Genomic DNA, 14,957 nt, shown 5'->3' with positions numbered 1-14,957 from the left:
ATGAGCGTCCACCTCATCACCGGTGCCGGGTCCGGCATCGGTGCTGTGCTCGCGCGCCGTCTGCTCGACCGCGGTGATCAGGTCGTGGTGCTCGCACGCGATGCGGGTCGCGCCAAGGAGATCACCGCAGCGCTTCCTGGGTCCTCTGCGATCGTCGGCGACCTCGCCCAGCCGGGGCGGCTGTCGTGGGCGCTGTCCAAGCAGACGGCTCTTCCCGAGCGCATCGACTCGCTCGTTCATGCGGCCGGAGTCGTCGACCTCGGATCCGTGGCAGACCTGCCGGCCAACCTGTGGGAGCGCCAGCTCGCGGTGAACCTCGTGGGACCGGCAGAGCTCACGCGGCTCCTGCTGCCCGTGCTGCGCGTCTCGCGCGGCCGTGTGGTGTTCGTCAATTCGGGCGCCGGCCTGCACGCGCATGCGGGGTGGTCTGCGTACGCAGCCTCGAAGCACGGTCTCAAGGCTCTGGCGGACTCGCTGCGCGCCGAAGAGGCCGAACACGGCGTCCGAGTGACCTCGATCTATCCGGGGCGCACGGCGACCCCCATGCAGGAGCGGGTGCACCAGCAGGAAGGTCGCGAGTACGACGCCGCGCGCTTCATCTCGGCGGACTCGGTCGCGACCACCATCCTGACCGCGCTCGATCTCCCTGATGACGCCGCCCTGACGGACCTGACGATCCGCCCGACCGGCTGATCTCGAGGCCGGCTCCGGCTTCTCACCCTGTCAAGGGGGTATCCGCCGCAGCGTCCGCGATGGATGATCTGCTGGGGAGAGAAGTCTTGGAGGGCTGTTGAATGTCTGGAGATCCAGAGCCTAGATACGTACTGCGACGTGTCACCGCATCCGAATGGGTGATCAACGACCGGCGGTACGACACCGATGATCCACGGCACGTCGTGGCCTGCGTCTACGACGCGGACGGCGGGGTCGAGGTCGTCCGACTTCGCGATCTGCCGCTCGAGACCCGCTATGCGAACGCGTCCGAGGTGCTCGAAGCGGTCGTGCGCGCCAAGGATCCGAGCAGAGCGACGCGGCCGATCGTCATTCCGTCTCATCCTCCGCTCTTCGCCGACTGAGGGAGTCGTGCGGCGGGGTCCGATCGCGGACCCCGCCGCACGCCTGAGTTCAGGATCCGTCGTCGGACGCCGGTCGTTCCGCAGCCAGGCGATCGGCCTCGGCTCCGTCGACCTGATCGGCATCGACGTCCGTGTCGAGCACGGCTTCGCCGTCGACCTCGCGCTCGGGAACGCCTGTGGGGTCGCCGTCGTCAGGCAGCGGTACCAGCGGTGGGGTCGGTGTGGACATGATGGGCTCCTCTCGTGTCATCGTGGCGACACGCTAGGGTGCTCGGCGCCCGACCAGGGAGCGGGTTGACCGCACTGCCCACGAGGAGTAGGTGATCGTCGGATGACCCGCGGCGCCGGACGGCCCGCGCGGTCTGGAGGATCACACCTCTTCCGGGCGCTTCTTCCGGAACGGGCGGGCCGGGGTGTGCGGGCCGTCCCACACGGTGATGATCCCCCAGGCGACGGCGGCGATCGGCACCGAGAGAACGGCACCGACGATTCCGCCGAGGATCGTGCCCGTAGTGAGGGCGAGCAGGATGACGAGGGCGTGGAGCTTGAGCGAGCGAGCCATCACGACGGGCTGCAGGAAGTTGCCCTCGAGCTGGTTCACGAGGACCACGATTCCGACGACGATGAGGGCCGAGACCGGACCGTGCGTGACGAGGGCGACGAGAGCCGCCAGGATACCGGCGGCCGTCGCGCCGACGAGCGGGATGAACGCCGTGAGGAAGACGATCACCGCGAGCGGGATCGCCAGCGGGATCTGAAGGATCGCGAGGCCGATCCCGATGCCCAGGGCGTCTGCGGCCGCGACGATGGACGTACCGCGGATGTAGCCGCCGAACACGTCGACCGTCTTGTCGCCGATGCGGCGTGCACGCTCGTAGCTCGTGCCGGTGAAGGGGCGCAGCAGGAACTCCCAGATGCGTGGTCCGTCTTTGAGGAAGAAGAAGAGCACCACGATCATCAGGGCCAGGCCCGTGAAGAAGCTCGCGGTCGCCGAGACGCCCGCGAGCGCTCCGCGTCCGAAGGAGGCGCTGGTGAGGAACTCCCCGGTGCTCGCCCACACGTCATCGAGATCGATCGCCGAGATGTCGAACGGCAGCGTACCCAGCCAGGCCGTGACCTGTGCGATGCCGTCGGTGGTGGATTCGACGAGGTCGTCCCACTGGGAGCGAACCGTGAGGACGATCACCCACACGATGCCCCCGAGGATGGTGATGATGCCGATCAGCGCGATCCACGTCGCCAGGATCGAAGGGACTCCCTTGCGTCGCATCAGAGCGACGAGAGGATGGATGGCGGACGCGAGGATCAGCGCGATCGTGACCGGGATGAAGACCAGCGACAACTGGGTGATCACCAGGACGCCGACGGCCACGAGCGCGAGCACCGCCAGCGTCTGCAGGCTGCGGGTCGCGGCGAGACCGAGGCCGCGGGACCAGAGGCCGGGCTCTCTGGGCGCTCCCACGCTGTCTGACAGGGGTTCCGGCCGTCGAAAAAGTCCCAGCACTCGTGTTCTCCCGCTCTTCAGGGATCGCCGCTCCGGCGATCGATGGCCTCGTATGTCTATCCGGGACGCAGGGCGAAGGCAAGCCCCTGGCATCCGGGTGCACACCCCAGTCTGTCGCGTTCACCGGGCGGCGCTGCACGCGACGACGCCGTATGGCGCAATTCGGATCGATCCGTCGCGTAACAGAAGCCGGGTTCGCGACTCTCTATAGATGCGAGGACGATATGACGCGTGGTCGAGCGTGCGCCGTCGAACGAGAGGAGCGACGCCGATGAGCGTACTGACCCGGACCCGGCTACGTCATCGATACCGTGCAGAAGCCACCATGCTGTCGGCGGTCAGGGACTTCTCCGCGGTCGGACTGCCGACTGACCCGCTCGTCGCTCGAATCGAGCTGGGGGAGGAGGGCACATTGGCCGCCCACCTCGACGTCGCCGATCGAACACTGCGGGTCTGCGCCGAGCAGCATCAACGGCTCGCTGTCGCGGTCGCCTCGTTCCTCCAGGAGGGCGAGTTCCTCCGTGGGAACCGGTGGCCGACCATTCCCGGTCTGGGCCTGCTCCGGCCGATGGTGCAGGGCGACCGAGCCGTCTGGGCTCTGCCGGACGGGGACGTCCTCTGCGATATCGGCGACCTGTTCGAACCGGTCCCGTAGTCAGGCCCGCACTGCACTGAGGACTGTGCAGGCGCGGCCCGATCCGCGTGCAGATACAAGAAAACCCGCGATCTCTCGCGGGTTTCGTTGTGGACCTGAGGGGACTCGAACCCCTGACCCCCTGCATGCCATGCAGGTGCGCTACCAGCTGCGCCACAGGCCCAGAACTGCTTCCTGACTGCTCGAAGCAACTTGAACAGAGTACTACACGGATCGCGCGCAGCACCAATCGGGCCAGGCCTCCCGGGCGCGTCGCCCTAGGGTGGACGGCATGACCAACATCACCGCCGTCACGCGAGACGACTTCGAGGAATGGTCGGCCTTATGGGACGGCTACCTCAGGTTCTACGGAGCGGAGATCGCCGACGATGTCACGAGGCGCACCTTCGACCGCATCGTCGGCGACCGCGAGATCCACGGCGCCATCGCACGCGACGACGCCGGCCACGCGATCGGCATCGTGCACTGGCTCACGCACCCTGCGACGTGGAGCGACGCCGACTACTGCTATCTCGAGGATCTCTTCGTCGCTGCGGAGTCGCGCGGGTCCGGAGCCGGTCGGGCGTTGATCGCCCACGTGCGCGACTGGGCGGAGGTGCAGGGCTGCGCGAAGGTGTACTGGCTCACGCAGGAGGGCAACACCACTGCCCGCACGCTCTACGAACGCGTGGCGACGCACACCGGCTACACGCACTACCAGGTCTCGCTCTGACAGCGCCGGAACAACCGCACGCCCCCAGGCGTTGACATCACCGTGAGCATCCTGGACAGCGTCGTGATCGGCGCCGGTCAGGCCGGTCTGTCGGCCTCCTTCCATCTGACCCGGCTCGGCATCTCCCACGTCGTGCTCGACTCCGACGCCGAGCCCGGCGGCGCCTGGCGGCATCGGTGGGATGCTCTCACGATGCGCGACGTGCACGGCGTGGCCGAGCTGCCGGCCGATGCGCCGCCTCCGCGGGACGGGCAGCAGGCGAACATCGCCGTTCCGGCATACTTCGCCGCATATGAGAGTGCGCATCACCTCCCGGTGGTGCGCCCGGTGCGCGTCGACCGGGTGGTGGAGGAGGACGGCATCCTCGTCGTGCACGCGGGGGAGCGGCGATGGCGGACGCGGACGGTCGTGAATGCCACGGGAACCTGGACGCATCCGTTCCTGCCGCACTATCCGGGAATGGAGACGTTCCTCGGGGAGCAGCTGCACACCGTCGACTACCCGGGTCCTTCGCACTTCGTCGGCAAGAGGGTGCTCGTCGTCGGCGGCGGAGCCTCGGCCGTCCAGTTCCTGGGAGCGCTCGCCCCGCTCACCGACACGCTCTGGACGACCCGCACGGAGCCCGTGTGGCGGAACGACGACTTCACACCGGAAGCAGGGGCTGCGGCGGTCGCTCTCGTCGAGCAGCGTGTGGCGCAGGGCCTCCCGCCGCAGAGCGTGGTGAGCGTGACGGGCCTGATGCTCCGCCCGCAGGAACGCGAGGCCGAGCGGCTCGGCGTCTACGCCGCGCGCCGCCCGATGTTCGCGCGCATCGAGCCGGACGGCGTCCGCTGGGCGGACGGGTCGTTCGAGCGCGTCGACGTCATCCTGTGGGCGACCGGGTTCCGTCCCGCGATCGCGCACCTCGCGCCGCTGCACCTGCGCAGTGCGGCGGGCGGCATCCAGCTCGACCGGAACGGACGCGGAACGACTGCGGTGCAGGATCCGCGCATCCAGCTCGTCGGCTACGGTCCGTCCGCGAGCACGATCGGAGCGAACAGGGCTGGGCGCTCGGCGGCGAAGGGCGTGCAGCGAGCGCTGGCCGCGGCATCCGCCCGCACCACGTGAGTCGGCCGGATCCGGCGCGCCCGATTCCGCGATACGGCGACGTGTCCTCGCTACGCTGAGGGCATGATCCGCATCGTCGTCCTGGTCATCTGGCTGCTGCTGTCGGCATGGCTCGTCATCTGGACCGGCGAAGGCCTGTTCGGCATCGATCAGCGCGAGTCGATCCTGCCGTTCTCCGGGGAGGACACGCTGGGCGGACCGATCATCATCGGGGTCGCCTGGGGGCTGATCCTCACCTTCGGAGGCACGATGTCGGGCCTCGGTCGCCGCAAGAGGGTGCGGGGGGAGTCGCAGATCGGCGTGGGGCGCATCGTCGAGATCTCCCGCACCGGCCTCACCGTCAACGATGTGCCGCAGTACGACCTGTTCATCCGGGTCGCCCCGAAAGCGGGGGAGGACTTCGTCGGCCAGCTGCGGATGCTGGTCGAACCCAGCGATCTCGCCGGCCTCCAGATCGGACAGCCGATCCCTGTGAGGTACAGCCTCACCGACCAGGACACGGTCGAGCTCGCAGACATCACCGATCCGACTGTTCGGGACGCGATGCTGCAGTGGAGGATCGATCGCGGTCTCATCCACCCTCGTCTGGTGAAAGCACGGACGACGGGAACGCAGGTACCCGCGTCGGTGCTCGCGGTGCGACCGACCGGACGTCGCCTCGAGGGCCAGAGCGAGCTCGAGCTGAAGGTGCTCATGGCGCCAGAGGGGGCGTCGACGTGGGAGACCGACACGACGGTGTTCGCGTACCCCGAGGCGATCTCGCGATTCCAGGTCGGTGCGCCGATCTGGGCGTTCTACCGCCGTGAGGATCCGAAGACCGTGGCCGTGACGATCGAGAACGAGGCCGGACGATGAACATCCTCGACACACTGATCTGGTTGATCAACTTCCCTGCGGCGCACGGGTACGCGATGGTGTTCATCGCCGGCTTCTCGATCCTCGGCCTGTTCGCCATGTCCGCCTCGGGTTCTGCTCCCGGCGTGTCGATACGACGTGTCCGCGAGCGCGAAGGACTGCTCCACGGCGAGGCGGCGACACGAGGACAGTCGGTGGGCACCGCACGTCGTATCGTGTTCCGCGTCCTTGCCGTCGTCATGCTGGCGAACCTCGTGATCGGCATCCTCAGTCTCACGGGTGTGCCGATCACGCGCGCCTACATCCACCAGCACGGTCAGCCGACGACGGGCACCGTCGACGGCGACTGGGTGACGTTCACGACCCCGAGCGGTGTGGAGTACACGATCGAGAGCAACTTCTTCACCCCGGCCGTGTACCCCGATCGCGATGCCTACCTGCCCTCCGGCGAGCCGGTCGTGGTCCGCTACCTCCCCGGGCACCCGCAGGCGTTCGTCATCGACAGTTCCCAGGGCTCTCGCTGACCGCACCCCCGAGCCGGTGTCGTCAGAGGCGCGTAGGGTGAAGACATGTCGCGAATCATCGTCTTCGGCGGCCACGGCCGCATCGCCCTGCTGCTTGCCCCGCTCCTCGTCGCCCGCGGCGATGAGGTCACGTCGGTCATCCGCAACCCGGATCACGTCGCCGAGGTCGAAGAGACGGGAGCCCGCGCGCTGGTCGCAGACGTCGAGACCGTCGGCACGACCGAGCTCGCGGACATCATCCGAGGTCACGACGCGGTGGTGTGGTCGGCAGGAGCCGGCGGGGGATCCGCGGAGCGCACCTACGCGGTCGACCGCGACGCCGCGATCCGTACGATGGATGCCTCGGCCGAGGCCGGAACCGGCCGCTACGTCATGGTGTCGTGGATCGGCTCGAAGGCCGACCACGGTGTCGCGGAGGATTCGGACTTCTTCCCGTATGCCGACGCGAAGTGGGCGGCCGACGAGCACCTGCGCGGCACCGAACTCGACGGCACGATCCTCGGGCCAGGAACGCTCACGTTCGACGAGCCGACCGGCCGAATCGTCCTCGATCCCGAGGGCAAGGGAGAGGTCTCCCGCGCCGATGTGGCAGCGGTGATCGCCGAGTCCGTCGCCAACCCGTCGACCTTCGGTCGCACCATCCGGTTCGGGAACGGCTCCGGCGACTCGGCGGTGCCGATCGCCGACGCGCTCAGCGCCTGACGCCATGTCCCGGCGACGCGCCTGGGCGGTCGGAGCAGCGGCGATCGTGGGGCTCTGCGCACTCACGGCCTCCTCTGCGGCATCTGCCCAGGTCACAGGCGGCGCTGAGGCACCTGCGCTAGCCACCGGGGCGCCCGCAGAGGTGCCAGGGCCTGATGACCGCGCCGAGATTCTGGTCGGGCGGATGACGGCGGCACAGCAGGCGGCGAGCATCGTGATGGGGCACATTCCGACGACGGATGCGGCGGCGTTGAGCGCCTACATGGCCCAGGGGCTCGGTGGATTCATCCTGATGGGCGCCAACATTCCGGCGACGGATGGGGAGCTCGCCGCGCTCACCGATTCGCTGACGGTCGACCCCGAGCTTCCTCCGCTCATCGCGATCGACCAGGAGGGCGGCATCGTCTCGCGCCTGCCTGCCGACGACTACGCCGCGTCGACGACTCTGAAGTCGCTGCCTGTAGCCGATACCGCTGCGGCCTTCTCCGCCAGGGCAGCGCTGGTCGCCAAGTCGGGGATCACCGTCGACTTCGGTACGGTCGCGGATGTGACCGCCGATCCCTCGTCGTTCATCTACGGCCGGGCGCTCGGCACGGATCCGCAGTCGTCGGCCGATCGGGTCGCCGCCGCCACGGCGGCACAGGAACCGGTCGTCGCGTCGACGCTCAAGCACTTCCCCGGGCACGGTGCAGCTCCAGGCGACTCGCACCATGCGATCCCCTCGACGGCTGAGACGCTCGACGAGTGGCGCGCGAAGGACGCCGTGCCGTTCATCGCCGGCATGGATGCCGGGGCGTCTGTGCTGATGTTCGGCCATCTCGCGTACACGTCGGTGGACCCGGCACCGGCGTCGCTCTCCGCACGGTGGCACGAGATCGCCCGCGACGAGCTGGGGTTCGACGGCGTGATCGTCACCGATGACCTCGGGATGCTGCAGTCCTCAGGGCTTCCCGAGTACGCCGACCCGGTGGCCAACGCCGTCACGGCGGTCGCAGCGGGAAACGACCTGGTTCTCATGATCGCCGGGTCGACAGCCGATACGGCATCCGAGATCGTCGCGGGGATCACCGCGGCGGTCGACTCGGGGACCCTCCCGGCAGAACGGCTTGCCGACGCTGCCACGAGGGTGATGGCGCTCAGGCTTCAGTCCAGTGCGGCGAGCGCCGAATGGTCGCTGTGCGGGGAGTGCCAGCCCGTCGGCTGACGTCAGGCGCTGACTGCCACCGGCTGAGCGGAGCCGAGCCAGGCCTGCAGGAGCGCGGCGCGAAGACGCGTGCCGCGCTCGGCGAACCCGCGCTGCTGTCGTACGTACTCGGCTTTGCCTTCGGCGGTCTCGATGGGCACCGGCACCACGTCCCAGGCGGAGAGATCGTAAGGGGCCGCCTGCATGTCGAGCAGCCGGATGTCGCGGGCGAGCTCGAATGAGTCGAGGAGCAGCTCCCCGGGGACGAGAGGACCGAGCTTCAGAGCCCACTTGTACAGGTCCATGCCGGCGTGCAGACAGCCGGGCTGTTCGAACAGGGGCTGATCGTCGCGTGTCAGCTCTGTGCGGTTACGGGGTGCAGCTTCGGGCGTGAAGAAGCGGAACGCGTCGAAATGCGTGCACCGCAGGTCGTGGTTCTCGACGACCGCGTCGGTGCCCGCCTGTCCGAGCCTGAGGGGAACGGAATGCCGGTGCTCGTCGGCCCGGTACACCATGGCCCACTCGTGCAGACCGAAGCAGCCGAACTGTCCGGGGCGTGAGGCGGTGCGCCGCAGCATCCGCTCGATGAGGGCCGCGAGCTCGGACTTCTCGCGAGCGAACGCCGCGGCATCCGGGATCACGCTGTCGGCGTCGGCGCCGGGGGAGTACCAGCGCCAGCTCAGCCGCTCGGAAGCCTGCTCGAGCTGCACGCCCGCGCCGGGGTGCCACCGCCGCAGCTGGGCGGGCTTGTAGTTGTAATAGGTGAAGAGGAAGTCCCAGACCGGGTGCTTCTCGCGCCGGGATGCTCTCTCCCTGTGCGCTGAGGTGAGAGCATCCGCTCGAAGCAGGTGGGCATGCTCTCGCTCCAGCCACTCGTGTCGGGGGAGGGCGGTGGTCATGTCAGCGGAGAATGCCGGCTTCGCCGAGCAGATCGCGCAGCCCTGCGCCGTCCTCGGCGCTCACCCAGGGGGCGACATCGTCGGAGTGCGGCTCGTGCCCCGCGCGGCCACCGGCGAGCACGGCCTCGGCCGGCAGCAGTCGACGGATCGCGACACCGGCCACCGAGTCGGGATGCTCGTCCATGAACTCCGAGTAGATCGACTCGTCGTGTTGCCCGTCGTCGCCGATGAGCAGCCACTTGACGTGCGGGAACTCCGACGCGAGGCGTCGGAGGTTTGTGAGCTTGTGCTCGCGTCCGCTGCGGAACCAGCGGTCGTGCGTGGGACCCCAGTCGGTGAGGAGCATGGATCCTGCCGGGAACAGGTGGCGTCCGAGGAAGCGTCGGAGCGTCGGGGCGACGTTCCATGCCCCCGTGGACAGGTAGATCATCGGAGCACCCGGGTGCTCGCGCAGCACCTGGTCGAGCAGTACGGCCATGCCGGGAACCGGGATCCGGGCATGCTCGTCGACCACGAAGGAGTTCCAGGCGGCGATGAAGGGGCGGGGGAGGGCTGTCACCATGACGGTGTCGTCGACATCGGAGACGATGCCGAAGTGCGTCGACTCCGCGACGATGAACGCCGTGGCCTCGACGGGCTCCTGCCCCTCGACGGAGAAGGTGAACGTCTGCCATCCGGGCTCGAGATCCACGTGGACCACGGAGTCGATCACGCCCCCGCGGTCGGCGACGACGTGGTGCACGGAATCGCCGATCCGCACGGCCACCTTCGCGAAGCTGACGGGGATCCCGACGAAGCTCCGCCAGCCGCGCACGCTCGCCGGCTCTCCGTCTTTCGTGCTCCGCTGCGGCGGCACGATCAGCACACGCCCCACGACGCGCACCCACCCGGGGCCGCCATATCCGGGGAACGGGAGGATGGTCGCGGTGCGACCTCGACGGCGCGCTCGCTTCTCACGCCACACGTGGAGGCGGTGTTCGAGACGCGCGAACCAGTGGATTCGGGGCGCCGGGGGTGACGAAGCCATTGCTTCAGTCTTTCACGTCGGTCGCGTCCTCCGCGTCGGAGATGTCGAGGTGACGAGCCTCGAGCCGCGAGAGCACCTTCTTCGCGACGAAGACCGCGAGTAGGAACAGGGCGATGATGCCCACGAAGATGTAGCCCGCGTAGTGCACGCGGTCGGCGAGCTCGTCGAAGCTCCCGGCGGCGAGAGACGTGATGCTCACGTACGCCGTGGCCCAGATCAGGCAGGCGGGCGCCGTCCATGCGAGGAAGCGGCGATACGAGTAGTGGCTCATGCCCACGGTGAGGGGGACGAGCGAATGCAGCACGGGGAGGAAGCGCGAGAGGAAGATGGCGATGCCGCCTCGGCGGGCGAGGTAACGCTCGGCGCGGATCCAGTTCGCCTCCCCGACCCGACGCCCGACCCACGATGCACGGATGTGCGGGCCTATCCAGCGTCCGAGCCAGAACCCGATGCTCTCGCCGATCAGGGCACCGACCACGACGGCGATGACCATCGCCACCGCCTCGGGCAGGCTGGTGATGCCGATCGATGCGACGAGGACGACCGTGTCTCCGGGGAACACCAGACCGATCAGCACGCTGGTCTCCAGCAGGACAGCGAGTCCGGCCACGAGAGTCCGAGCGACCGGGTCGATCGATCGCATGAACTCGATCAGCCACGGCACCAGGTCGTCCACCCCTTGAGAATACGGGAGACGCCGCGGCCTAGGCTGAGAACGTGCCCGAACGTCTGAGCACCCGCGTCCTGACGGACCGGGTGGATCCCGCAGCGCTCTTCCTCGCGCTCGAGCGGGCAGAGCCCGACGTGTTCTGGCTCGACGCCGGTGCCTCTGCATCCGAGGGGTGGAGCTTCATCGGAACGGGACAGCCGTCCGCTTTCCCCGACGGTGTTCGGCTGGATGCGTCTGCGGGGGACGGGCCTGCCCTCGACGGCGATGGCTCGCGCCCTCCGCTGCGAGGCGGCTGGGTCGGCTGGTTCGACTACGAGTCGGGGGCCCGAACCGCAGGGGCCCCGGTGTCCGAGTCCGCCCAGTCCGCAGGCGGCGCCTGGGTGCGCATCACCCGCTTCGCCGCGTTCGACCACGCGACAGGGCGCGTCTGGGCCTGCGCGGCCGAGGATCTGGACGACTGGGCGGCATTCGTCACGCAGCAGCGCTCCGTCGACGCGCAGGGCGCCGCCGCGCTCGCCGCGGAGCCGCGCCGAGTGGATGCCAGGCATACCCCTGACGAATACGCGGCCCTCATCGAACGGTGTCGCGACCTGATCCGAGCGGGGATCGCCTATCAGCTCTGTCTGACCACCCGGTTCACGGTCCCCGGGGAGCACGATCCCGTATCCGTCTACCGTCGGCTGAGATCCGCGACCCCCGCCCACCACGGGGGTTTCGTGCGGATCGGCGGACGCTCCCTGCTCAGCGCGAGCCCGGAGCAGTTCCTGCACGCCGAAGGCGGAGTCATCCGCACCCGTCCCATCAAGGGGACACGGCCGCGCAGCGACGACCCGGAGCAGGATGCCGCGCTCGCCGCGGAGCTCGCGACGGACGTCAAGGAGCGCGCCGAGAACGTCATGATCGTCGACCTCATGCGCAACGACCTCTCGCAGGTGTGTGAGCCGGGGTCGATCCGTGTAGACGCGCTGTGGGCGGTCGAGAGCTATCCGGCCGTGCATCAGCTCGTCAGCACGGTCAGCGGCACGGCGGCCGTCGGCACGACAGCGGGCGCCCTGTTCGCAGCGTCCTTCCCCGCGGGGAGCATGACCGGCGCCCCCAAGCTGTCGGCGATGACGCATCTGTACGACCTCGAGGGCGGCCCCCGAGGGATCTACGCCGGATGCTTCGGATACATCGGCGACGACGGCTCGCTCGACCTGGCGATGGTCATCCGCAGCATCGTCATCGACGCGGAGACTGCGGTGATCGGAGCGGGCGGCGGGATCACATGGCGGTCGGTCGCGGCATCCGAGGTCGCGGAGGTGGCGACGAAGGCGCGGGCACCCCTTGCGGCCCTCGGCGCGGAAATGCCTGCGGCCTGGGCTTCCGATATCCTGAACTGATCCCCTTTTCCCTCCAGATTGGTCGTGCGTTCGTTGTCTGAGAACCTGTCCACCTCTCCCGTCGACGAGGAGACCTCCTCGGCGCACGCTATCCAGGCCAAGTGGCAGAAGTACTGGGCGGAGAACGAGACGTTCCTCACCGGCGGCGACGACGACAAGCGGCCGCGCCGCTACGTGCTGGCGATGTTCCCGTACCCCTCTGGGGACCTGCACATGGGGCACGCTGAGAACTACCTCTACTCCGACATCGTGGCCCGTTTCTGGCGCCACCGCGGGCACAACGTGCTCAACCCGATCGGGTGGGACTCCTTCGGTCTGCCGGCCGAGAACGCGGCGATCCGCCAGGGCGCCGACCCGCGCGAGTGGACGTACCAGAACATCGCCCAGCAGAAGCAGGCGTTCCAGAACTACGGCGTCTCGTTCGACTGGTCGCGCGTGCTGCACACGTCCGACCCCGAGTACTACCGCTGGAACCAGTGGCTGTTCCTGAAGCTGCACGAGCGCGGTCTGGCATATCGCAAGAAGAGCGCCGTCAACTGGTGCCCGAACGACCAGACGGTGCTCGCGAACGAGCAGGTCGTCGACGGACGCTGTGATCGCTGCGGCGCCGAGGTCGTGAAGAAGAAGCTCACCCAGTGGTACTTCAAGATCACGGACTACGCCGACCGGCTGCTCGATGACCTGAACCAGCTCGAGGGCTTCTGGCCGCACAAGGTGCTGCAGATGCAGCGCAACTGGATCGGCCGCTCGATCGGAGCCGACGTGGACTTCCGCATCGAAGGACGCGACGAGCCGGTCACGGTGTTCTCGACGCGTCCCGACACGCTGCACGGTGCGACGTTCTTCGTCGTGGCTCCGGACTCGGATCTCGCCAGCGAGCTCGCGAAGGACGCTCCTGTCGAGGTGCGCGAGCGATTCGAGAAGTACCTGGGCGATGTCCAGAAGACCACCGACGTCGACCGTCAGGCGACCGACCGCCCGAAGACCGGTGTCTTCCTCGAGCGATTCGCGATCAATCCGGTCAACGGCGAGAAGCTGCCCGTGTGGGCCGCGGACTACGTGCTCGCCGACTACGGTCACGGCGCGGTCATGGCCGTGCCCGCGCACGATCAGCGCGACCTCGACTTCGCCCGCGCCTTCGATCTGCCGGTCAAGGTCGTCGTCGACACGACGGCGCCGATCACCGGTGCGATGCCCGTCATCGAGGTCGACGATGAGGGCGTGCCGATCGACACGGGCGCCGCTCTCGACGAGCAGAACCCGGCGTCCACCGGCATCGCCCTGACGGGCGAGGGCCGGATGATCAACTCCGGCGCCCTGAACGGTCTGTCCAAGCGCAACGCGATCGCCCGTGCGATCGAGCAGCTCGAAGCCTCGGGAACGGGTCGTGCGGCGAAGAACTATCGCCTCCGCGACTGGCTGATCTCGCGCCAGCGCTTCTGGGGCACGCCCATCCCGATGCTGCATGCCGAGGATGGCCGCATCATCCCGGTGCCCGAGGACCAGCTGCCGGTGAAGCTGCCCAGTGTCGAGGGACTCGACCTGAAGCCCAAGGGCTCGTCGCCGCTGGGCGCAGCCGAGAGCTGGGTGCGCACGGTGGATGCCGCGAGCGGCGACCCCGTGCTGCGCGACCCCGACACCATGGACACGTTCGTGGACAGCTCGTGGTACTTCCTGCGCTTCCTCTCGCCGAACAGCGACACCGTGGCGTTCGACCCGGCTCAGGCGGCCCGCTGGTCGCCGGTCGACTCGTACATCGGCGGGGTCGAGCATGCGATCCTGCACCTGCTCTACGCGCGCTTCATCACCAAGGTCCTGTTCGACATGGGCCTGATCGACTTCACGGAGCCGTTCTCGAACCTGATCAACCAGGGGATGGTCCTCCTCGACGGCGCGAAGATGTCGAAGAGCAAGGGCAACCTGGTGCTGTTCGAGGAAGAGCTCGACGCGTACGGCGCTGACGCGCTGCGCGTGGGTCTCGCGTTCGCGGGTCCGGTGGAGGACGACAAGGACTGGGCCGACGTCTCGACGACCGGCGCGCAGAAGTTCCTCGCCCGCGCGCTGCGGATCGCGCGTGAGGTGGCGTCTTCCGTCGACGTGGTGTTCGCCGGAGGAGATGCAGCGCTCCGTCGTGCCACGCACAAGCTGCTCGCGGATGCACCGGCCCTCGTCGAGCAGACGAAGTTCAACGTGCTGGTCGCACGCCTGATGGAGCTGGTGAACATCACCCGCAAGACCATCGACGGCGCTGCGGGTGCCGCGGATCCGGCTGTCCGCGAGGCCGCCGAGACCGTCGCCGTGATGCTCGACCTGATCGCGCCGCACACCGCGGAGGAGATCTGGGAGATCCTCGGTCACGAGCCTTCCGTGGGCCTCGTCACCTGGCGTTCGGCCGACCCCGCTCTGCTCGTCGAAGACACCGTGACGGCTGTCGTGCAGGTGGGCGGCAAGGTCCGCGCCCAGCTCGAGGTGCCGGCGCGCATCGGCGAGGCCGAGCTCGAAGCACTGGCTCGCGCCGACGAGCGCGTGATCCGTTCGATCGGCGACCGCGAGATCGTCAAGGTGGTCGTGCGCGCCCCCAAGATCGTCAGCATCGTCGTCAAGGGCTGACCGCTCGCGTCGTCGCAGACGACGCACCGGCTCTGCACATCAGGCCGCCTG

General features: G+C 68.6%; 16 protein-coding genes and 1 tRNA gene. 11 read left to right on the top strand and 6 right to left on the bottom strand.

The genetic code is table 11. The features are described from left to right. Window positions 1-693: an SDR family oxidoreductase gene (locus MRBLWH13_RS08180; protein WP_056516744.1), complete on the top strand. Its 693-nt coding sequence runs from the start codon at window positions 1-3 to the stop codon at window positions 691-693. A gap of 158 nt (window positions 694-851) precedes the next feature. Then, a complete protein-coding gene (locus tag MRBLWH13_RS08175) occupies window positions 852-1,076 on the top strand; it encodes a hypothetical protein (RefSeq protein ID WP_341957948.1) in 225 nt (74 codons plus the stop codon). 49 nt (window positions 1,077-1,125) lie between these two features. On the opposite strand, the gene MRBLWH13_RS08170 is transcribed toward MRBLWH13_RS08175, so the two are convergent. Together MRBLWH13_RS08170 and MRBLWH13_RS08165 are read right to left on the bottom strand one after the other, a co-directional pair. Next, window positions 1,126-1,305, bottom strand: a complete 180-nt coding sequence (locus MRBLWH13_RS08170) for a hypothetical protein (RefSeq protein ID WP_341957946.1) — start codon at window positions 1,303-1,305, stop codon at window positions 1,126-1,128. Window positions 1,306-1,446: 141 nt separating this feature from the next. Beyond that, a complete protein-coding gene (locus MRBLWH13_RS08165) occupies window positions 1,447-2,538 on the bottom strand; it encodes an AI-2E family transporter (protein WP_341957944.1) in 1,092 nt (363 codons plus the stop codon). 313 nt (window positions 2,539-2,851) lie between these two features. On the opposite strand from MRBLWH13_RS08165, the gene MRBLWH13_RS08160 reads away from it, so the two are divergent. Then, window positions 2,852-3,235, top strand: coding sequence for a hypothetical protein (locus MRBLWH13_RS08160; RefSeq protein WP_341957943.1), 384 nt, complete (start codon window positions 2,852-2,854; stop codon window positions 3,233-3,235). Window positions 3,236-3,325: 90 nt separating this feature from the next. Here MRBLWH13_RS08160 and MRBLWH13_RS08155 read toward each other — a convergent pair. Then, window positions 3,326-3,398: transfer RNA gene (locus MRBLWH13_RS08155), tRNA-Ala, on the bottom strand. A 108-nt stretch (window positions 3,399-3,506) separates the two neighbouring features. On the opposite strand from MRBLWH13_RS08155, the gene MRBLWH13_RS08150 reads away from it, so the two are divergent. The 6 genes from MRBLWH13_RS08150 to MRBLWH13_RS08125 all read left to right on the top strand — a co-directional run bounded on the left by MRBLWH13_RS08150 (window position 3,507) and on the right by MRBLWH13_RS08125 (window position 8,339). Beyond that, window positions 3,507-3,947, top strand: coding sequence for a GNAT family N-acetyltransferase (locus MRBLWH13_RS08150; RefSeq protein ID WP_341957942.1), 441 nt, complete (start codon window positions 3,507-3,509; stop codon window positions 3,945-3,947). A 42-nt stretch (window positions 3,948-3,989) separates the two neighbouring features. Then, window positions 3,990-5,054: an NAD(P)-binding domain-containing protein gene (locus tag MRBLWH13_RS08145; protein ID WP_341957940.1), complete on the top strand. Its 1,065-nt coding sequence runs from the start codon at window positions 3,990-3,992 to the stop codon at window positions 5,052-5,054. A 63-nt stretch (window positions 5,055-5,117) separates the two neighbouring features. Beyond that, the gene (locus MRBLWH13_RS08140; protein WP_341957938.1) at window positions 5,118-5,909 is read left to right on the top strand and encodes a hypothetical protein; all 792 of its coding nucleotides are present in this window, start codon (window positions 5,118-5,120) and stop codon (window positions 5,907-5,909) included. Continuing rightward, a complete protein-coding gene (locus MRBLWH13_RS08135) occupies window positions 5,906-6,433 on the top strand; it encodes a hypothetical protein (protein ID WP_341957936.1) in 528 nt (175 codons plus the stop codon). Before MRBLWH13_RS08140 ends, MRBLWH13_RS08135 begins: the two co-directional genes overlap by 4 nt. 45 nt (window positions 6,434-6,478) lie before the next feature. Then, window positions 6,479-7,135 (top strand): SDR family oxidoreductase, encoded by a 657-nt coding sequence (locus MRBLWH13_RS08130; protein WP_341957934.1) that lies wholly within the window; start codon window positions 6,479-6,481, stop codon window positions 7,133-7,135. 4 nt (window positions 7,136-7,139) lie between these two features. Continuing rightward, window positions 7,140-8,339 (top strand): glycoside hydrolase family 3 N-terminal domain-containing protein, encoded by a 1,200-nt coding sequence (locus MRBLWH13_RS08125; RefSeq protein ID WP_341957932.1) that lies wholly within the window; start codon window positions 7,140-7,142, stop codon window positions 8,337-8,339. 2 nt (window positions 8,340-8,341) lie between these two features. Here the strand turns inward: MRBLWH13_RS08125 and MRBLWH13_RS08120 are convergent, their stop codons facing one another. Genes MRBLWH13_RS08120 through MRBLWH13_RS08110 form a run of 3 tightly spaced genes read right to left on the bottom strand, consistent with a single transcriptional unit; the run spans window position 8,342 to window position 10,920 of the window. Continuing rightward, window positions 8,342-9,217, bottom strand: coding sequence for a 3-methyladenine DNA glycosylase (locus MRBLWH13_RS08120; protein ID WP_341957930.1), 876 nt, complete (start codon window positions 9,215-9,217; stop codon window positions 8,342-8,344). A 1-nt stretch (window position 9,218) separates the two neighbouring features. Then, complete coding sequence (locus MRBLWH13_RS08115) at window positions 9,219-10,244, bottom strand: phosphatase domain-containing protein (protein WP_341957928.1); 1,026 nt, start codon at window positions 10,242-10,244, stop codon at window positions 9,219-9,221. A 4-nt stretch (window positions 10,245-10,248) separates the two neighbouring features. Further along, the gene (locus tag MRBLWH13_RS08110; protein ID WP_341957926.1) at window positions 10,249-10,920 is read right to left on the bottom strand and encodes a DedA family protein; all 672 of its coding nucleotides are present in this window, start codon (window positions 10,918-10,920) and stop codon (window positions 10,249-10,251) included. Window positions 10,921-10,961: 41 nt separating this feature from the next. Here MRBLWH13_RS08110 and MRBLWH13_RS08105 point away from each other — a divergent pair, with 41 nt between their 5' ends. Both MRBLWH13_RS08105 and leuS read left to right on the top strand, forming a co-directional pair. Next, window positions 10,962-12,296 (top strand): anthranilate synthase component I family protein, encoded by a 1,335-nt coding sequence (locus MRBLWH13_RS08105; RefSeq protein WP_341957924.1) that lies wholly within the window; start codon window positions 10,962-10,964, stop codon window positions 12,294-12,296. Between the two features lie 33 nt (window positions 12,297-12,329). Then, a complete protein-coding gene (leuS, locus tag MRBLWH13_RS08100; protein WP_341958257.1) occupies window positions 12,330-14,906 on the top strand; it encodes a leucine--tRNA ligase in 2,577 nt (858 codons plus the stop codon). Window positions 14,907-14,957 lie beyond the last annotated feature (51 nt).

This window comes from Microbacterium sp. LWH13-1.2 (assembly GCF_038397735.1).
Classification (GTDB): domain Bacteria; phylum Actinomycetota; class Actinomycetes; order Actinomycetales; family Microbacteriaceae; genus Microbacterium.
The sequence above is the reverse complement of the archived record's forward strand: the minus strand, read 5'-3'. Positions and strand labels throughout refer to the sequence as shown.